This is a genomic window from Priestia sp. LL-8 (assembly GCF_036227845.1).
Classification (GTDB): domain Bacteria; phylum Bacillota; class Bacilli; order Bacillales; family Bacillaceae_H; genus Priestia; species Priestia zanthoxyli.
In genome coordinates this window covers 3,472,577-3,490,215 of record NZ_JAZAQH010000001.1, presented here as the reverse complement: position 1 = coordinate 3,490,215, position 17,639 = coordinate 3,472,577, and the positions used below count along the sequence as shown (strand labels likewise).

At 36.0% G+C, this 17,639-nt stretch carries 22 protein-coding genes; 17 read left to right on the top strand and 5 right to left on the bottom strand.

The window, feature by feature from the left end:
* Positions 1-102 precede the first annotated feature (102 nt).
* Positions 103-516 carry a DUF6892 domain-containing protein gene (locus U9R83_RS18205; protein WP_226555053.1) on the top strand — a complete coding sequence of 138 codons (414 nt, stop codon included), beginning with the start codon at positions 103-105 and terminating at the stop codon, positions 514-516.
* 228 nt (positions 517-744) lie between these two features.
* Here U9R83_RS18205 and U9R83_RS18200 read toward each other — a convergent pair whose 3' ends face one another.
* Positions 745-1,566, bottom strand: a complete 822-nt coding sequence (locus U9R83_RS18200; protein WP_328575353.1) for a MerR family transcriptional regulator — start codon at positions 1,564-1,566, stop codon at positions 745-747.
* A 191-nt stretch (positions 1,567-1,757) separates the two neighbouring features.
* Between U9R83_RS18200 and U9R83_RS18195 the strand changes: the two genes are divergently transcribed.
* Complete coding sequence (locus tag U9R83_RS18195) at positions 1,758-2,639, top strand: ABC transporter six-transmembrane domain-containing protein (protein WP_115654596.1); 882 nt, start codon at positions 1,758-1,760, stop codon at positions 2,637-2,639.
* Between the two features lie 105 nt (positions 2,640-2,744).
* Complete coding sequence (locus tag U9R83_RS18190; RefSeq protein WP_243549737.1) at positions 2,745-3,314, top strand: GNAT family N-acetyltransferase; 570 nt, start codon at positions 2,745-2,747, stop codon at positions 3,312-3,314.
* A 264-nt stretch (positions 3,315-3,578) separates the two neighbouring features.
* On the opposite strand, the gene U9R83_RS18185 is transcribed toward U9R83_RS18190, so the two are convergent.
* On the bottom strand, positions 3,579-4,205 hold the full coding sequence (locus tag U9R83_RS18185) for a type 1 glutamine amidotransferase family protein (protein WP_048020755.1): 627 nt from the start codon (positions 4,203-4,205) through the stop codon (positions 3,579-3,581).
* A gap of 52 nt (positions 4,206-4,257) precedes the next feature.
* Here U9R83_RS18185 and U9R83_RS18180 point away from each other — a divergent pair, with 52 nt between their 5' ends.
* From U9R83_RS18180 to U9R83_RS18130, 11 genes are all read left to right on the top strand, one after another.
* Positions 4,258-4,590: an isochorismatase family protein gene (locus tag U9R83_RS18180; RefSeq protein WP_258232160.1), complete on the top strand. Its 333-nt coding sequence runs from the start codon at positions 4,258-4,260 to the stop codon at positions 4,588-4,590.
* A 243-nt stretch (positions 4,591-4,833) separates the two neighbouring features.
* Positions 4,834-5,154, top strand: coding sequence for a PadR family transcriptional regulator (locus tag U9R83_RS18175; RefSeq protein ID WP_028414817.1), 321 nt, complete (start codon positions 4,834-4,836; stop codon positions 5,152-5,154).
* Positions 5,155-5,212: 58 nt separating this feature from the next.
* Positions 5,213-5,566 (top strand): DUF1048 domain-containing protein, encoded by a 354-nt coding sequence (locus tag U9R83_RS18170; protein ID WP_048019363.1) that lies wholly within the window; start codon positions 5,213-5,215, stop codon positions 5,564-5,566.
* A gap of 189 nt (positions 5,567-5,755) precedes the next feature.
* Positions 5,756-6,517 carry an ABC transporter ATP-binding protein gene (locus U9R83_RS18165; RefSeq protein ID WP_328575352.1) on the top strand — a complete coding sequence of 254 codons (762 nt, stop codon included), beginning with the start codon at positions 5,756-5,758 and terminating at the stop codon, positions 6,515-6,517.
* Positions 6,518-7,267 (top strand): ABC transporter permease, encoded by a 750-nt coding sequence (locus U9R83_RS18160; RefSeq protein ID WP_226555057.1) that lies wholly within the window; start codon positions 6,518-6,520, stop codon positions 7,265-7,267. It begins immediately after the preceding gene.
* A 500-nt stretch (positions 7,268-7,767) separates the two neighbouring features.
* The gene (locus U9R83_RS18155; protein WP_115654590.1) at positions 7,768-8,526 is read left to right on the top strand and encodes an IclR family transcriptional regulator; all 759 of its coding nucleotides are present in this window, start codon (positions 7,768-7,770) and stop codon (positions 8,524-8,526) included.
* A 17-nt stretch (positions 8,527-8,543) separates the two neighbouring features.
* Positions 8,544-9,497, top strand: a complete 954-nt coding sequence (locus tag U9R83_RS18150) for a sugar kinase (RefSeq protein ID WP_115654589.1) — start codon at positions 8,544-8,546, stop codon at positions 9,495-9,497.
* 17 nt (positions 9,498-9,514) lie between these two features.
* Positions 9,515-10,177: a bifunctional 4-hydroxy-2-oxoglutarate aldolase/2-dehydro-3-deoxy-phosphogluconate aldolase gene (locus U9R83_RS18145; protein ID WP_328575351.1), complete on the top strand. Its 663-nt coding sequence runs from the start codon at positions 9,515-9,517 to the stop codon at positions 10,175-10,177.
* Positions 10,164-11,312, top strand: coding sequence for a galactonate dehydratase (gene dgoD, locus U9R83_RS18140; protein WP_029323432.1), 1,149 nt, complete (start codon positions 10,164-10,166; stop codon positions 11,310-11,312). The genes U9R83_RS18145 and dgoD overlap by 14 nt, the downstream gene beginning before the upstream one ends.
* A 93-nt stretch (positions 11,313-11,405) precedes the next feature.
* Positions 11,406-12,725, top strand: coding sequence for an MFS transporter (locus U9R83_RS18135; RefSeq protein ID WP_182421841.1), 1,320 nt, complete (start codon positions 11,406-11,408; stop codon positions 12,723-12,725).
* A gap of 201 nt (positions 12,726-12,926) precedes the next feature.
* Positions 12,927-13,226, top strand: coding sequence for a hypothetical protein (locus U9R83_RS18130; RefSeq protein ID WP_328575350.1), 300 nt, complete (start codon positions 12,927-12,929; stop codon positions 13,224-13,226).
* Between the two features lie 181 nt (positions 13,227-13,407).
* Here the strand turns inward: U9R83_RS18130 and U9R83_RS18125 are convergent, their stop codons facing one another.
* The gene (locus U9R83_RS18125) at positions 13,408-14,004 is read right to left on the bottom strand and encodes a hypothetical protein (RefSeq protein ID WP_115654587.1); all 597 of its coding nucleotides are present in this window, start codon (positions 14,002-14,004) and stop codon (positions 13,408-13,410) included.
* 81 nt (positions 14,005-14,085) lie between these two features.
* Entirely contained in the window at positions 14,086-14,538 is a 453-nt protein-coding gene (locus U9R83_RS18120) for a hypothetical protein (protein ID WP_115654586.1), read from the bottom strand.
* Between the two features lie 151 nt (positions 14,539-14,689).
* Between U9R83_RS18120 and U9R83_RS18115 the strand changes: the two genes are divergently transcribed.
* Complete coding sequence (locus tag U9R83_RS18115; RefSeq protein WP_115654585.1) at positions 14,690-15,193, top strand: hypothetical protein; 504 nt, start codon at positions 14,690-14,692, stop codon at positions 15,191-15,193.
* An 89-nt stretch (positions 15,194-15,282) separates the two neighbouring features.
* On the top strand, positions 15,283-15,735 hold the full coding sequence (locus tag U9R83_RS18110) for a hypothetical protein (protein WP_328575349.1): 453 nt from the start codon (positions 15,283-15,285) through the stop codon (positions 15,733-15,735).
* 783 nt (positions 15,736-16,518) lie between these two features.
* Here the strand turns inward: U9R83_RS18110 and U9R83_RS18105 are convergent.
* Complete coding sequence (locus U9R83_RS18105) at positions 16,519-16,719, bottom strand: hypothetical protein (protein WP_042991987.1); 201 nt, start codon at positions 16,717-16,719, stop codon at positions 16,519-16,521.
* A gap of 341 nt (positions 16,720-17,060) precedes the next feature.
* Here U9R83_RS18105 and U9R83_RS18100 point away from each other — a divergent pair, with 341 nt between their 5' ends.
* On the top strand, positions 17,061-17,633 hold the full coding sequence (locus U9R83_RS18100; protein ID WP_014458912.1) for a TetR/AcrR family transcriptional regulator: 573 nt from the start codon (positions 17,061-17,063) through the stop codon (positions 17,631-17,633).
* Positions 17,634-17,639 lie beyond the last annotated feature (6 nt).

Below are 17,639 nucleotides of genomic sequence, written 5' to 3'. Positions count from 1 at the left end.
CATACGTGAAAACGCAGGTTTTATTCATAGATGATTGTTATAATACGAATAGTGCAGGGGCGATTACAAGCCTAATACAGAGATAAGATCGGAGGTAGCAAAATGGGGAAGAGTGGGATGTTTAAAGACTTTAATTTTAAACTAGTGGTCATTGAAGCTTTATTAGATCAAGATCCGTTATTTCTAGAAGAATTAACCGATTTAAAAGATAAGTATACGAATAATTTTGAATGGTATTCTGGAGCTGGACCCATTGTTGAAATCAAAGATTATTTAGAAGAGTTAACCCTGGAAAAGAGTGATTTGGAAAAGGTTGAATCCCTTTGCTTTGATGGGGGTAATGAAATTTATCATATTCTAAAGCCAGATTGGGACGGTGAAGACAGTTTATTTGACGTACGGTCTGTGGAAGGGTTTCAGAACTTAAAGAATCTAAAAGCAGTGGACTATATTTCCATGTGCGATCCAGAAGTATTGGAACCATTCAAGGAAGCTGGAATTGAGATTGAGGATTAAGGAGAAGGATGTTATTGTGCTAAAAGAAGCAATCCGTCTTTATGAAGAATAAAGTTTCCTCATTATTGCCATCTAGAAAAATCAATAAGCAATTCTCCTATACTCTGTTTACAAAAACAGAAAACCCAACCTTTAGAGCTCACAGGTTGGGTTTTCTATTTTTAGTCTGTATACGCCACATATGTTTAGTAAATATGGTACTTCTTTGCAATACAAACTAAAAAAACGTTATTGGCTTTGAATTTGAAGTTGAATTCTTGTAATTGAATTCTCTATTCCATCCGCCATTACCTCATCAATCACGTATTCCTCATATGCATACTCCCCTATTTTTAACCCTTTTTCTCTAACGAATTGAATAATTCGATCGTAAGCATGTTCGGTTTCGGCACCTTTTTGATACCCAACAACATATAGTCCCTGGGGACGTGTATGACAATGAATTTTTTCTATCTCTTCTGGGATTTTGATATACAAATGTTCGTAATTGTAAAACTCTTTTTTTTGAATTTGTTCTCTCGCAAGCATTGCTCCAATTGGATATCCTCGATCTAATTTATGAAGTTGAGTATAATGAATGAGCTCCGGAATAACTGTAGTATATTTTTGTTCGGCTTCTTCTAAAATATTTTCACTAATCATAAAGGTTTCTTCATCTAAATATTGCAATGAAATAGAAGAAAAATCAGTTTTTAAAGCATGTTCTGCTAACTGTAAGCGCGTTTGAATAATTGCTTGTAAATGATTAAGGCTCTTAATTTTTTCTTCAATTTCAAGAGATTTTTCCTTTAAAAGAGTAATCATATTTATTGGTTTTTTATCTTTTAAAAGAACTTTTATCTCTTTTAATGGAACACCAAATTCTTTAAATAAGGCAATCACTTGAAAGGCTTCAAATTGTTCATACGAATAGTACCTATATCCATTCTCTTTTTTTATTTGAGGTGAAAGTAACCCTATCTCGTCATAATGAAACAGAGTTTGCTTTTTTACACGACAGAGATTCGCGAATTCACCAGTAGTAAAGTACTTTTCCAACTCTTCCCTCATAAAATCCTCCTTGACTATACGGTAACCATATACTTTATGATGTTCATTGTACTGGAAAGGAGATATAAACAGCAATGACGAGTCTTTTATTTCATTAAAGTAAGTGAAAAGGCAAATTGATGATGAATTTGAAGATAAAGAAATGAATAGAATTAAAGTTTTTTAATTAGAGAAAAGAAAGAGTAGATAAGATGCAAATGATAAAAAAGAAAAAATCCTCCGTAGGTCAACTCCTTCAAGGTATATGGTCAAAAAATCGTAAAGGAATTTGCCTTACCTATATGCTCACTCTTGTTGAAAATGTTTGCGATCTTCTTTACGCTGCAACAACCGGTTTTGCAATCGATGGGTTGCTTAAAGGGAATCCGGCTAGCCTTATACCACTTGCTCTACTATGGATCCTTCACCTAGGGGTTGGCTTGTTCAGACACGTTTACGATACCAAAGTATTCGTTGGAATTTATTCTAATGTTGCTGCAGAAATGGTAGAGCGCCAGCGTGCTGATGGAGTAAAAGGAACTCGAATTGTAGGACGTGTCTCATTGTCTCGAGAGGTAGTAGATTTCTTTCAGATGGAGCTGCCAGCAGTTGTAACAACGGTTATTCGATTTTTAGGCGCTATTATCATGTTATTTCTTTATGACCAGTTTATTGGGTTCTTAAGTTTATTGGCACTAATTCCAATACTAATCATAAACCATTGGTTCGGTCGACGTTCTTATCGTTTGAATCACGCACTTAACAACCGGATTGAAGAAGAGGCAGATATAGTCGTTCATCGTCCACTTACCATTGTTCAAAAACATTTTGCACGATTACGTTTGTGGCGTGTTGCTATTTCTAACGCTGAGGCTAAAACATGGGGGATGATGGAGATTGTCGTCATTCTCTTAACCCTAGCTACACTACTTAGACTTACAGGTGTTCAGGGTACTACGCCTGGTGCTATTTATGCAGTTCTAGCTTATATTTGGATGTTTCAAGAGGCAGTAGTTGGTCTTCCTGAAATTGTGCAAAATATTTCGCGTGTACTTGATATTGGTGAACGCGTTGCTGAAGACGTTAACAGCTAAAACCACAAAAGCTTAGCCAACCATTATTGTTATGTTATCCCTTAAATTATTGTTGTTGTCTTTTCAGAGAAATAAGCCCATAAATATAGGTTAGGAGGATTTTTAATGAAAAAGATTGAAACTGATCGATTACTATTGAGAAACTTTTCTAAAGCAGACTCTCAAGCTCTTTTGGAATACTTGGCTAATCCAAGGGTAAACTGCTTTCTTGAAGACAAAGTTCACACAATAGAGGAATCTGCTTTAAAAGCTCAAAAAAGAAAAAAAGATGACTCTTTTGTTGCAGTCTGCTTAAAAGGCAGTGATGATCTAATAGGAGAAATATTCTACTTAAAGGAAGATCCAGATACTTATTCCATTGGTTGGCACTTTAATGCTCAATATGAGGGGAAAGGGTACGCAAGCGAGAGTGTAAAGGAGTTCCTTAGGAATCTGTTTACTCAATTGGATGCAAGAAGAATCTATGCATACGTTGAGGAGGATAACTATAAATCACAAAAACTATGTGAAAAATTAGGAATGCGTAAAGAAGGACGTTTTGTTGAGTTTATTTCGTTTACTAAATACGAAGATGGAACACCTAAGTATGAAAATACTCTTCAGTATGCATTATTAAAAAAAGAATGGATAAAAAATATTTCTTTTAATGAATCTGAGGAAAAAGTATCTCCTTAATTGATCTAGATAAACAGAATCAGTATTAAATTTATTGATATTTAATAATCTAAGATATAGGAAATTCGTGGAAAAGATATGTATTTGTCGTTATCTAATGTAAACATTAAAACCTTTATAATAAAAAACCCCAGATATTTTGATTATCTGGGGTTTTAAGGAGGGTAGACAAAAGCTGTTTTTAATCATCTTTTTTATCTATTTTTACGTATACAAAAATAAAAAAGAAAATTATTGTAATCCACCTTGTATATAATTAGGAACCTATATTGAGCTCATTAACTGAAAAAAGTATTCGGACTTCTGAGTTTTATTTAAGCTATACCATGAATCTAATGTATTTGATGCAAATACATCTAATTTTTTTAATACGTCCCTCGCGAATTCTAGAGGTGCTACTCCTGAAGCAGTAATCATGTTATTATCGGATACTACAGGTCCAATCTCATACAACTTTTCCCCTTTATAATTAGGACAGACCATTTGTGTATATTCTAAGTTATTAAGCGTATGCTTTCTAGAATCTAAGTATCCACTATTTGCAAGGGCATCAGTAGCACCACAAATTGCAGCTACAATAGTACCAAGCTCTAAAACTTCCCCAACTTTTTTCAATATAGGTTGATGAATCTCCTCACTCCATGTATTTCCTCCCGGTAGAATTAAAAGATCTTTATCCAGAAGAGTGCACTCATCAAGAGAAATATCCGGCTGTATACTCAGCCCCCCCATTGTTTTAATAATTTCTTTATTAACTCCTACCGTCATTACTTTTAAAGGGGCTAAACCTTGCCTGAAATATCTTCCTGAATTTAATTCAGCAATTAAATATCCATACTCCCAATCTGACATTGTATTAAATACATAAATATAAACTTTTTTTGTTTGCATATTAAGCCTCCCGAACTGACGTTCTCTATATTATACCACTTTAAAGGTATATATCTATAAAAATGTTAAAATATTCAGAAAAAATAAGGAGACTGAGAATCATTTGAAAGAAAACAAAATAGAAAAAGTCGTAATAGTAGGATTAACAACTCCACATTATGTATCAACTTTTACTCGAATGAGTGATAATTTAGGATTTGAAACGTATCTCGTATCAGATGCCACAGCTGCATTTGCAATAAAAGGAGCAGATCATGCATATTATCCAGCTGAACAAATACATACTGTGTCATTAGCAACTTTAGATAATGAGTTTGCCAAAGTTTTAACAACTGAAGAATTGATCAAAAAGTTAAATTTGACTGAAGCAATACAATCATATTAATAAAAAAGGTATTGTACTAACAGAAATAACTCATTTTGATAAAAAATGGTTTTTCTATAATAAACAGCATAAATAATTTTTAAAATATTTTAAAAAATAGTTGAAATGCCCGGTACTAAGTATTACAATCTACATATACTAAGTATTACTTAATAGCTTAATTTTAAAAGTTATTAAGTAAAAATTGGCTTGGTACTAAGTAATACAGAATATAAGTCAGACAATATAGAGGAGGTTCTGAAGATCGAAAATTTAACTGAAATGCTGAAGGGTTCGCTGGAAGGCTGTGTGTTAGAAATTATCAGCCGCCATGAAACCTATGGCTATGAGATCACACGCCGTCTGAACGAGCTTGGATTTATCGAGGTCGTGGAAGGAACGGTCTACACTATTCTCGTACGATTAGAAAAGAAAAAACTTGTGAATATAGAAAAAAAACCATCAGATATGGGCCCACCCCGCAAATTTTATTCGCTTAATGAGGCGGGCTACAAGGAGCTTGAGCTGTTTTGGAAAAGGTGGGATTTTGTATCATCAAAAATCAACGTCTTGAAGTCAAACTAGCTTCATAGGATAGTTTTAAAGCATCTTATGAAGCTTTATAAAAAGGAGGAAAAATGACATGTTGGAAATATTCAAAAAAATGATTGGTGATAAAAAAGAGTATAAAATGATGATGGCACGGGTTGAAGCCTTGCCAGAGGACTATGAGTTTGTATTTAAAAAAATTCAAAACTACATGTGGAATTTCTCATCGGGCAACGGAATGGATATGCTACACATGCAGTATGAATTAATTGATTTATTCGAAGCAGGTGCTGCAGAAGGTAGACAGGTGCTCGAAATTACTGGAGACGATGTGGCTTCCTTTGCTGACGAATTAGTGGCAAACGCTAAAACTTATATGGTTAAGTATCGTGAAGATTTGAACCAGAGTATTAAGGAACGATTAGGAAAAAATAAATTTAATCAATAACATCGACTGAATAGCTAGTTGCTTTCGCTATTCAGTCATTTTTTAAACTCAGTACTAAGTGATACAGAATATCAGTCAGACTAAATAGTGAAATGTCAAAAACCTAGCTCTACGAGACGCTCAGCTTAGTTACAGCATGACAGTTCTAGCAAGCAAGCTTGTGGAGCTTTTTAAAAGGAGGAAAAACGTATGAGAAATACAGCGATTTTTGTAAAAGAGTTAAAAAAGACCTTTAAAGACAAAGAAGTTTTAAAAGGGGTGAATGTTGAGGTGCAGCGCGGTGAAATTTTTGCACTGCTGGGCTCAAATGGAGCAGGGAAGACGACGACAGTTAACATTCTTTCAACACTGATGAAGGCTGATAGCGGCGAAGTGAGTATTTGCGGATTTGACGTCCAACGTCAACCGGCTGACGTCCGCCAAAACATCAGCCTAACGGGGCAGTTCGCAGCGTTAGACGGCATGCTTACTGGGAAGGAAAACCTGATAATGATCGCCAAATTGCGAGGGGTATCTAATCCTAATGAAGTAGCTGACAATCTCCTTGCAAGATTCAGCTTGACCGATGCAGCCAATCGCCGGGCGGATCAATATTCTGGCGGGATGAAGCGCCGACTTGATATAGCTATGAGTCTGATTGGGGCGCCAGCCGTTATTTTTTTCGACGAACCGACGACCGGACTTGATCCGGAAGCCCGGATTGAAGTCTGGAACACCATCAAAGAGCTTGCTGGCGGTGGTACGACCATCTTGCTCACGACTCAGTACCTAGAGGAAGCTGAACAACTGGCAGACCGTATAGCCATCCTACATGGCGGAAAAATCATCAAAACCGGTACCCTTACTGAACTTAAAGAGATGTTCCCCCCAGCAAAAGTGGAATACATTGAGAAACAGCCAACATTGGAGAAAATCTTCCTCGCAATCATCGGTAAAAAGGAGGAAATGTAAATGAAAAACAATACAGGTGTATTACTAGGACGTTTGATGCGCACTATTATGCGCAGCCCGGATACGATTATTACGGTGGCGATTACGCCGATTATGATGATGCTACTGTTTGTCTACGTATTTGGTGGCGCTATAAATACAGGAACAGCCAATTACGTCAATTATTTATTACCGGGAATCCTGCTGATGGCTATCGCATCCGGCGTCGCTTACACTTCCGTGCGGCTATTTAATGATGTAAAAAGTGGACTGATGGCCCGTTTCATCACCATGCCCATTAAACGTTCTTCGGTATTATGGGCTCACTTGTTGACATCTTTTGTTTCCAATGCGCTTACTATCGTGATAGTTATCTTCGTCGCGCTCTTGATGGGTTTCCGTTCCAGTGCTGATATCCTAGATTGGTTCGCGGTAGCCGGGATACTCGGGCTGTTTACGCTAGCCCTGACATGGTTGGCCATTATTCCAGGACTGACAGCGAAATCTATGGAAGGAGCCACAGGCTACTCGTACCCACTGATTTTCCTACCTTTTATTAGTTCCGCCTTTGTTCCCACTGAAACGATGCCTAAAGCTGTTCGTGCATTCGCCGAGAACCAGCCCGTGACTTCAATCGTGAATACGATTCGTGCCCTCTTGTATGAAGGATCTGTTGGCAACGATATCTGGAGTGCCCTTGCCTGGTGCCTAGGTATCATGGTCATCGCTTACTTTTTCGCTAGTAAAGAATTCAAACGCAAATTAGGGTGAATTTTATAAACTGAGCAAGCTACTCAAGGTATATGGAAGCATTGAAATTTTAATGTAAAGTATTGATAGCATAAAACAGGGATTACTTCTAGTTGTCGCAATGCCTCTTTCCGGAACTCATGCAAAAAACAAACCCTTGGTACTCAAGGGCTTGTTCGCCTCTTGAGTTTATCGTTTATACAGCTAACTGAACAAAATCAAAAATTAAATAAAGGAGAAAGACCCATAGATAAGCTAAAAATACATTAAAAAAAATCGATAATAAAAAATCTCTATTTTTCATAACTAACTTCCATTACAATTTTTTCTAGTTTCTATGATTTCATCATAGAAGCTTTTTTATATTGGTATTTATTAATCATTTTTCAGTTTCTGTCATAAGTATTTTTGTTTAATTTGTAAAAATATTTTGAATTAATGATCTGTCTATGATAGTATTTAAATCAGTAAATCATATATAAAATTCAAAATCACATATGTGATTTAGAGAGGATTTCTTCATGTCAGTAAAATCAGCAGAACGTGTATTAAGGGTATTTGAATTAATTGCTCAACATCCCGAGGGGTTAACAGTAAAAGAAGTTAGCGATTTACTTTCGCTTCCGCAAAGCAGTACGTTTAATCTTGTGGGAACACTTCATAATGAAGGGTATTTGAATCAGGACTCATTAAAGAAGTACAAGCTAGGGCCAAAGCTAATTCAAATTGGAACAGCGGCTATGGAATCATTGGATATTTCTTCAGAGGGAAAACCGTATTTAAAGAAGCTGATGGAGGATGTTCAAGAAACTGTGTTTATGGCCTTGCTGTCAGATGGAGAATTGGTCTATGTTGTTAAGATTGATAATAATCGTTCTATTAGAACAACCGCTCAGCCTGGTAACCGAAAGCCGCTTTATTGTACAGGACTAGGAAAAACCTTTTTAGCTTTTCTTCCTAAAGATCAGCGAGAGCAGCTGCTTGAACATACGGAGCTGCTGCCTATTACGGATTATACAATTACAGATAAAAAAGTTCTTAATGACAATCTAGATTCTTTTGTTCAAATGGGCTATGCGATTGATGATGAAGAAAATGAAGAAGGATTATTTTGCCTTGCTGCACCTGTATTTGGAGCGAAGGGAAGCATTCAAGCTGCTATTAGTGTAGCTGGTCCTAAGGAAAGAATGCTGAAGCATAAAGACTTTATTGTAGAAAGGCTGCTTCAAACAGCGACTAATATATCTTTTATTGCTGGATATGAAGAGGCAAAGAGATAAATGAAAAGAGGGGTAAAATGGATGTGATAAGCATGGGGGAAACAATGATTCTGTTTACCCCACACTCGAATGGAAAAATGAGATATGCTAAAGACTTTTCTTCGAAAATTGCTGGAGCAGAAAGTAATACGTTAATCGCTCTGTCAAAACTAGGTTATCAAACGGGATGGGTTAGCCGATTAGGAAAAGACGAGCTAGGAGAGCGTATTCTTTCAAGTATAAAAGGAGAAGGAATAGATGTAAGACATGTGATATTTGATGATAATGCTCCTACAGGTCTTTTTTTAAAGCAAAAGACAAATGAAATGAACAGTAAAGTCTTTTATTACAGACAAGGGTCAGCAGCAAGCTTTATGAATCCGCATGATATGAATGAAGAGTATATCTCTTCTGCCAAATATTTATACGTGACAGGAATAACACCTGCGCTGAGCGACTCCTGCCACGAAGCTGTTTTTCAAGCGATAAAAGCTGCTAAAAAAAATGGTGTAAAAATAGTGTTTGATCCAAATTTACGCAAGACACTTTGGAATGAAGAAACTGCGCGTCAAACACTCATTAAAATGGCTACATATGCGGATATTATCTTACCAGGAATGAACGAAGGTCAGTTTTTATTTGAGAAGGATAACCCTGAAGACATTGCATCAGCGTTTCATCAATTAGGTGCAGAGCTAGTTGTTATTAAGCTAGGTGAGGAAGGAGCTTATTATTCAACTAAAAATGAATCCGCTTACGTAGAAGGTTTTAAAGTTGCTAGAGTGATAGATCCAGTAGGAGCTGGTGATGGGTTCGCCGCTGGGATACTATCGGGATTAATAGATAAATCCTCTTTAAAAGAAACAGTTAGAAGAGGGTGTGCTATAGGAGCTATGGTTGTAACCGTAGAGGGTGATATTGAAGGCTTGCCTGATAAGAAAGAGCTTTACGAATTTATGAATGCGATTACAAAAGAAGACGTTATACGATAAAAGAAAGGGGCTTACCCATGACGGATAGTTTATCACATTTATTAGAGCATAAAATCGTTGCGATTATTAGAGGAGCCAAACCGCAGGATGTAGTGAAAATTGCTTCTGCGCTTAATGACGGCGGTGTAAAAAATATCGAAATTACTCTAAATTCGCCGGACGCACTTTCAGCCATTAAAGAGGTTTCTACAGAGCTGGGTGATCAAGTGTTAGTAGGAGCAGGTACAGTGCTTGACCCTGAAACAGCACGTTCAGCTATTTTAGCAGGAGCAAAGTTTATCCTTTCTCCAACTGTTAACACGGAAACGATTAAACTAACAAAAAGATACGGTGCGCTTAGTATCCCAGGGGCTTTTTCACCTACTGAAATTCTAACGGCATATGAAAATGGCGGAGATATTATAAAAGTCTTTCCTGCTAGGCTGGGTGCTAGCTATATTAAAGATATTCGAGGGCCGCTTCCCCATATTCCACTTCTTCCAACAGGAGGAGTGAGCTTAGACAATATTCAAGAATTTGAAGAAGCAGGTGCTGTAGGGTTTGGTATTGGGAGTTCTTTAGTAGATACAAATCGTGAAATTACTCATGCATACCTGCGGGAGCTAACACAAAAGGCTAAAGCGTACGTAGCCGCAGTGAATGGTATAACGAAAGGGGAAAAAGTACATGAAAATTACTAATTATGAATTGTTTCAAGTGCCGCCACGCTGGTTATTTTTAAAAATAGAAACGGACGAAGGAATTGTTGGGTGGGGAGAACCTGTTATTGAAGGAAGAGCCTCTACCGTTAAAGCTGCAGTAGATGAGCTGATGGAGTATCTTATTGGCAAAGATCCATTAAATATTGAAGATCATTGGAACGTTATGTACCGAGGCGGCTTCTATCGAGGCGGACCTATTTTAATGAGCGCGATATCAGGAATTGATCAAGCATTGTGGGACATAAAAGGAAAATATTACGATGCTCCTGTACATCAACTGTTAGGCGGAAAAGCAAGAGAATCTATTAAAGTATATTCTTGGATTGGAGGAGACCGCCCTTCAGATGTAGGCGAAGCAGCAAGAGAAGTGGTTTCAAAAGGGTTTACAGCAGTAAAAATGAATGGGACAGAAGAACTTCAATACGTAGATTCATATGAAAAAATTGATCAAGTAGTAGAACGTATTGCTGCTGTCAGAGAAGCAGTGGGGCCTTATGTAGGAATAGGTATTGATTTTCACGGACGAGTACATAAGCCAATGGCAAAAATTTTAGCTAAAGAACTAGAGGTCTATCGTCCAATGTTTATCGAGGAGCCGGTTTTGCCCGAAAACAATGAGGCATTAAGAGAAATTGCCAACCATGTATCCATTCCTATTGCCACAGGAGAAAGAATGTTTTCAAAATGGGAGTTTAAAAAGCTCTTAACGGACGGATACGTTGATATTATTCAGCCGGATTTATCACATGCGGGAGGAATTACAGAATGTAAGAAAATTATTTCGATGGCTGAAGCCTTTGATGTAGCGGCTGCGCCTCATTGCCCGTTAGGACCAATTGCATTAGCGGCGTGTCTTCAAGTAGATGCAACGTGCCACAACGCATTTATTCAAGAGCAAAGCTTAGGCATTCACTATAACCAAGGCAGTGATTTACTAGATTATATTGTTGATAACCATGTATTTAAATATGAAGAAGGCTTTGTGAAAATTCCTGATGGACCTGGCTTAGGTATTGAGATTAATGAAGACCATGTTAGAAGAATGGCTGATATTGGTCATAATTGGCGTAATCCAGTATGGCGTCATAAAGATGGTTCTGTAGCGGAATGGTAAAGGGGAAACCATTTTAGTACGGGAGATCTGATTGATAAATGACCATCAGTCAGATCTTCTTCTTAAACTAGTCATATAAAGGGGGATAAGGAAATGAAGGGGTATAGCGAAAAGCCGACTCGCATTAGATTTCGTGTTTTAGCATTTATTTTCGTAAGCGTTGTCATCAACTATATGGATCGAAGTAATATTTCTGTAGCCGCCACAGCCATGTCCAAGGATTTAAAGCTATCATCCGTAGAACTAGGTCTTATATTTTCAGCCTTTGGATGGGCTTATGCTGCTTTGCAAATACCAGGAGGGGTAATGGCTGACCGCTTTGGCGCTCGTGCTACGTATGCCGTTAGTTTAATTACTTGGTCTATTGTTACGCTGCTGCAAGGATTTACTAAGGGATTTGTGAGTCTTTTTGGTCTGCGTCTAGCTACAGGAGCATTCGAAGCACCGGCTTTTCCGACCAATAATAAAGTAGTCACCAGCTGGTTTCCAAATCAGGAAAGAGCATCAGCTATTGCTTTTTATACTTCAGGACAGTTTGCAGGGCTAGCATTTTTAACACCTACACTAGTTACCATTCAGCACTTTTTAGGGTGGAGAGGTCTGTTTATTACTACCGGGATTATCGGTATAGCGTGGGGCATTATATGGTATATCTTTTATCGTGATCCTTCTCAGCATAGTAAAGTAAATAAAGCAGAATTACAGCATATCGAAGAAGGTGGAGGTTTAGTTAAAGCTGCTGATACGAAAGGAGAAAGAGCAAAGTTCGAATGGGGAAATCTTAAAGAAGCCTTTTCTCACCGAAAGCTATGGGGCATCTACTTAGGACAGTTTGCCGTAAACTCTACTTTATGGTTCTTCCTTACCTGGTTTCCAACGTACCTTGTGGAATACAGAGGGTTAGATTTCTTAAAATCAGGATTCTTAGCATCAGCTCCGTTTTTAGCAGCGTTTGTAGGAGTATTATTATCTGGCTTTGTATCTGACGCCTTAGTGAAAAAAGGAGTATCACTAGGTATTGCAAGAAAAACACCTATTATCGTAGGACTGCTTTTATCAACTTCAATCATTGGAGCCAATTATGTAAATAGCACACCTCTCATTATCATGTTTATGGCTATTGCGTTCTTTGGAAATGGTCTGGCTTCTATTACATGGGTCTTTGTCTCAACGCTAGCGCCTAAACACTTAGTCGGTTTAACGGGCGGAGTTTTTAACTTTATCGGCGGTCTAGCTTCTATTATTGTTCCGATTGTTATTGGTTTCTTAGCTAAAGGAGGAAACTTTGCTCCAGCGCTAGTATTCATAGCGGCATTGGCCCTTTTAGGAGCACTTTCGTATATCTTCCTTGTAGGGAAAGTGGAAAGAATTAAAGTGGTTAAAGATGAAAAATTAAATCGAGATATTGTGTAAGGCTGTTTATAGTTTTATAGGAATCATATATCTGAAGTTGTTTGTGGCAGGATTAAAAGAGAATTTGTAAAAATTCTATTAAAGAAAGAGCATAAATTTTGTTGGAGACCAACGGATTTATGCTTTTTTGTCTCTTTTTTATTTGTTGATAATAGAGTATATTCTATTATATAGTAATTTCTAAAAAATGGAGATATATAAATGGTGAAACTGAGAGTTACTGCTATTTTACTATTACTATTAGTAATAGTAGGTTGTCAAAAGGAAGGGCAAATGGATAAACAAGAGATTGAAAAAATTGCTTCAGCAGTAGCAGCTACCTATATGAAAGACGAAAAAGACATTGACTTTGTTCCCAAAGGTGTTGAATTTTTAGGCGGGGAAGATTTAAGTACGGTATTAGTCCACGGATATGCTAAGGTTAAAGGTAAGAAAACAGAAATGTCTGTCACAGTAGATTATGGTGATGATTACCGAGTAACATCATATGGATATAATTAAAGAAAACCAATGTACAGAACTCTGTACATTGGTTTTCCATGTGTGATGAGTGACAAGCAATGAGTATGTATTGGATCTATCATTTAGAAGTATAAACATATAGACTACATTTTACTTACTATGTTTACCTAAAGGGATCCCGTCATAAATATGTTCTTAGCTTTGATAAATCGCTTCTGCTTCATTCCATCTTTCCAAAATTCTCTATTTGTTTCATTGATTCTTTCTTTTTGCTTGAATAATCAATTGAATTAGCTATTTCAATAAGAGATTGGATCGATACTTGTTTTGAAACTCTCTTATCAATACTAAGCATATACTGCCAATTAGCTTTTTCGAAAACAATCATCTCGGACCCTGAATTTTCTATATAATGAGCTGATTGCCCATCTTTAAGAAGGTAAGATCTTTTTATGTGCTTATTTGTAAACTGTATTTTATGCTTACTAGGCCTAATTTCAATTGTGTAATGATTTTCTGGAATTTGATCATGAACACATTCTAAATCAAATGAGTCGTTAATCGTACCTTGCAAATCACTAAAGCGCCCGAAGCAATGAGTAAAAGGAAGAGATGGAACTCTAAGAGGTAGGATTACGTCTTTCTTAAAGTGACGCTCAAATGCCAATAACGCATTATCTACGGATTGATAACCGATTTTCGGATAACTTTCTTCATACGGTTCTCGCTTATCTAAGGTGGCTGATGCCTTTTCACCGTATGTAAAGTCTAGTCCTAAAAGAACAAGAAATAAACAAATGTATATCCTTTTCTTCATTTTAATCACCTACATAATATTGATTTAGATATATTGAATGAGCATGTATTAAACTAAACGATTCGTTTTAAGCTATTTAGCTCAATTACAAGACGAAAGGGTACTCTGTAAAACTGATGATCCTAATTTTTCTGTTTTAGAATTTGAAGGACGCACCTGTATCTTGACATTTTTCATCTCTTCCGTAATCCAATCGAACTTTCCAGCCCACGTAACGCCATCTTCTTCAGGTGTAGAATATAGTTTAAAACGCCAGCTAATATAACCTGGAATGGTTGCAAATCCTTCATATTGATCATACCTACCATAAGTAGAAGGGTGAGGAAGGTGAACAGCCATAATACTAATGTTTGTTCGAGCAAAACTGGGTGGATTCAATTGTACTTTGTAAATTAGAGCTGTTCCTTTTGCATTTTTTAAATGTTTATCTAGAGGTTCTAATATCAAATTACAAGGCATTTTACTGGCATTAGCTTGATATGGGTAAGCAAGTACTACAAACGACAAGACTATAATTAAAATAAGTTTTTTCACGTTATTTCCTCACATTTTTTAGTTACTATCTCCTATTGAATACATATTTATTAGGATGAAATCAAAGCAGTATTTACTTCAACAAAACAGAAGGATAGCAACAACGCAACTGGGCAAAAATACAACAAAATATGAATATAGGGTGAGTTATATGAATAAACGGGCAGTTCTTTTACTGCTGATACTTGGTATCTACGCTTATGGAACAAATTACGGAACTGTATTTGCCAATTCAACGGAAGAAAGAAATCGACCTGAGAAAGCTTGTAGCGAGGAATTTGAAAAGTATCGTAAAAAACTTGATGATAGGGTGCTAAAAGATATTGTTAAAAGTTATAGCTTAGATTTATCTGGGTTTCAGGAATTCACGCACAGAGAATTAGATTTAAAAGTAGGAGATAACATCAATGACCATTCTGACCAGATCTCATTGCAACACTTATTTGTCGGAGGTAGCATTGGATCAATGAGATTGTTTTTGGAGAATGGCTTAGAAGGAACAAGAGGATATTTTCTTTATAAGAGAGTTGACGGAAATAACGTATTAAAAGAATTAAATAAAATGGGGAATATTTGGGTTGTTATGACAGTTGATGAAAGAAAAGCAGCTAAGCTTGAGCAGAAGCCTTTTAATTGGGACAAATGTACTGACTAAGTAAGGAAAGGGGTCGAAAGTGACTTTGAATATTTGCGATTATAAAGAGAACAATAAGCCCAACTAAAAATAATGGGAGGCGTACATAAATGAAGAAGTACTTATTTTTATTTTCGTTAGCTGTTATGCTTTTTGTTCTCCATAGCAATATACAAGCTCATGCTTTAACTTTTAATCAACTTCCTAACACTCAAAGTTCTGACCAGTGGACTGTCGAAATAGACAAAGTGAAAAGTAACGATCCACATGCTATAAAATCTAAAAAAGGTGTTTATCAAACATATAGCATGGCAATTAAAATTATTAAAAATGATGCATCTGATGTACGAATTGAACTTTTTAGAGATGAAGAAAACTCTACTAGTAAATATGGAATTGTTCATTCAGAAAGAGAAACATTAAATAGAGATGATAAAGAAGCTTTTTACTTTGCGAATTTCCCACTTTCTGAAAAAGCTAAAAAGCTAGAAGTAGTAATTACATGGAAAGAAAAAGGCAGCGATAGAAACTATCAAGAGCGATTTACATTTAGTCAAAATTAACGAATAAGCAAATCAAAGACCGTCCATAATTTTAGAAATTATGGACGGCCTTTTTTATAGATTGCTTCGTAAGCTACATATATGACGAATAGGGCTATAAAAGTAATTCCTATTTCTAATAAATCTGTTATTTTCGTATCAAAGCAAGCATATTGATCCAGCCTTTTGGGCGACTTTAAAGTATCAACTCTTTGCCTTTCCCCTATTTTTGATAGCCAATATGCTCATCGGATACGGTATTAATTTGGATTTAAAGCGATTCAGAATTTAACATTGGTTTTAGTTACATCTAAAGGAATAGAGATAGTAATTTCAATATTAATGGGTTATCTATTTTTCAAAGAGGTTCCTACTTGGAAAACAGCATTGGGTTTTTTTATTATGGTTGTAGGGATTAAAATAGAACCTGCAACGGTTTAGAAGATTCCATTGATAAACTTCAAACAATAAACAACTTCTGTTTGGAGAACGTTGTAGTAAAGCTTTAGTAACCATAATCACTCTTTTGAACCACACACAAAAAACCTCTTTTCGCATAGCTCGCGCGCAAGTGGGTTAAGAAAGATTATTATTATAAGGTATGCAGGTTTTTATAAATGACGAACATGCTAATCATTATTGGTTAAAGAGATGCATAACAACCAAAATTTTTATACATATGCTCGGACAGTAGAAATCTACTCTTTATGGTAAGAATACGGTATGCTTTATTTTAAGTTATAGATTTTTTTGAAAGGGAACCTCCTTCTCCAATGCTATTAGAAAGAGGTACCCTTTTCTTATTTAACTACTAAAGAAACTTCCACTCTTTCTTTTCCTCTTATAATGATGATGTCCATAACTTCCGTGATGACCACGTTTTTTCCTATAGTCATCACTACTGCTATAACTTTTAAAAGGTTTTGATCTGCCTCTTTTATAATCACTGCTACTATAACGCTTATGCTTATTGTTCATTAGTGAATCAAACAGTTTCTTGAACATAATTTAATCACTCCTCATAGTCATTTTAAATCTATAAAAAACAAAAAGCGCTTTTATCCTTTTAGTAGATAAAAGCGCTTGATGTATAAACACAGTTTTCACCTAACTAAAAAAGTAGGCAAAGGTCTTGCTAACAATTAAGATTGCCAACAAAGCCGGAAACATTTTGTTTCGTAGTGACGACTTTTGTTGTACAGCTACTCCCCTTTGGAGTATTAAGTTTGTTCAATGTTAACTTAAAACAATTCTATAAGTCAATTAATAACAAAACGCTATTTAAATTGACATCAAAATCGCGTTTTGTTAAGATTTCCTTACGAACGTTCGTAAGGAGTGGTGAAATGAAATCAAATCAATTAAAAGAAGTCGCTTTAAATCAATTTGCTTTACATGGTTATCAAGGGGCTTCGCTTGCTTCTATTGCTAATGAAGTAGGCATTAAAAAACAATCTATATATGCACATTTTAAAAGTAAAGAAGATCTTTTTATTAGTACTTTTAATGATTCTCTAGAAAATGAATTGCAATTTATTAAACAATTCATGGAAGAAAATCATTCAGTACCTCTTGAAGAAGTTTTATATAACTTTTTAAACGAATACTTGGGACGTTATCAAAAAGATCATAATATGAGTTTCTTTATGAGAACATCCTTTTTTCCACCATTAGAGTTTGAAGAACAAATTAAGATTGGTACTAACACGTTTGTGAATGAATTAGAATCCTTGTTTTTATTAGTATTTAAAGACAGAAAGGCTGACTTGAAGTCAAACCTTGCTCCTGAATCTGCAATGATGTCATTTTTAACAATATTTGATGGATTATTAGTTGAATTGCTATATGGATTCCCAAATCGTCTTCAGAAACGTCTAACTAATTCGTGGAATGTTTATTGGCAAGGTATTACTAAATAAAAGGAG

Bases quoted from the DNA above. Each gene is read 5' to 3' on its own strand.
- U9R83_RS18205 (WP_226555053.1), top strand. From the start codon at position 103: ATGGGGAAGAGTGGGATGTTTAAAGACTTTAATTTTAAACTAGTGGTC.
- U9R83_RS18200 (WP_328575353.1), bottom strand. From the start codon at position 1,566: ATGAGGGAAGAGTTGGAAAAGTACTTTACTACTGGTGAATTCGCGAAT.
- U9R83_RS18195 (WP_115654596.1), top strand. From the start codon at position 1,758: ATGCAAATGATAAAAAAGAAAAAATCCTCCGTAGGTCAACTCCTTCAA.
- U9R83_RS18190 (WP_243549737.1), top strand. From the start codon at position 2,745: ATGAAAAAGATTGAAACTGATCGATTACTATTGAGAAACTTTTCTAAA.
- U9R83_RS18185 (WP_048020755.1), bottom strand. From the start codon at position 4,205: ATGCAAACAAAAAAAGTTTATATTTATGTATTTAATACAATGTCAGAT.
- U9R83_RS18170 (WP_048019363.1), top strand. From the start codon at position 5,213: ATGTTGGAAATATTCAAAAAAATGATTGGTGATAAAAAAGAGTATAAA.
- U9R83_RS18165 (WP_328575352.1), top strand. From the start codon at position 5,756: ATGAGAAATACAGCGATTTTTGTAAAAGAGTTAAAAAAGACCTTTAAA.
- U9R83_RS18160 (WP_226555057.1), top strand. From the start codon at position 6,518: ATGAAAAACAATACAGGTGTATTACTAGGACGTTTGATGCGCACTATT.
- U9R83_RS18155 (WP_115654590.1), top strand. From the start codon at position 7,768: ATGTCAGTAAAATCAGCAGAACGTGTATTAAGGGTATTTGAATTAATT.
- U9R83_RS18150 (WP_115654589.1), top strand. From the start codon at position 8,544: ATGGATGTGATAAGCATGGGGGAAACAATGATTCTGTTTACCCCACAC.
- U9R83_RS18145 (WP_328575351.1), top strand. From the start codon at position 9,515: ATGACGGATAGTTTATCACATTTATTAGAGCATAAAATCGTTGCGATT.
- dgoD (WP_029323432.1), top strand. From the start codon at position 10,164: ATGAAAATTACTAATTATGAATTGTTTCAAGTGCCGCCACGCTGGTTA.
- U9R83_RS18135 (WP_182421841.1), top strand. From the start codon at position 11,406: ATGAAGGGGTATAGCGAAAAGCCGACTCGCATTAGATTTCGTGTTTTA.
- U9R83_RS18130 (WP_328575350.1), top strand. From the start codon at position 12,927: ATGGTGAAACTGAGAGTTACTGCTATTTTACTATTACTATTAGTAATA.
- U9R83_RS18125 (WP_115654587.1), bottom strand. From the start codon at position 14,004: ATGAAGAAAAGGATATACATTTGTTTATTTCTTGTTCTTTTAGGACTA.
- U9R83_RS18115 (WP_115654585.1), top strand. From the start codon at position 14,690: ATGAATAAACGGGCAGTTCTTTTACTGCTGATACTTGGTATCTACGCT.
- U9R83_RS18110 (WP_328575349.1), top strand. From the start codon at position 15,283: ATGAAGAAGTACTTATTTTTATTTTCGTTAGCTGTTATGCTTTTTGTT.
- U9R83_RS18105 (WP_042991987.1), bottom strand. From the start codon at position 16,719: ATGTTCAAGAAACTGTTTGATTCACTAATGAACAATAAGCATAAGCGT.
- U9R83_RS18100 (WP_014458912.1), top strand. From the start codon at position 17,061: ATGAAATCAAATCAATTAAAAGAAGTCGCTTTAAATCAATTTGCTTTA.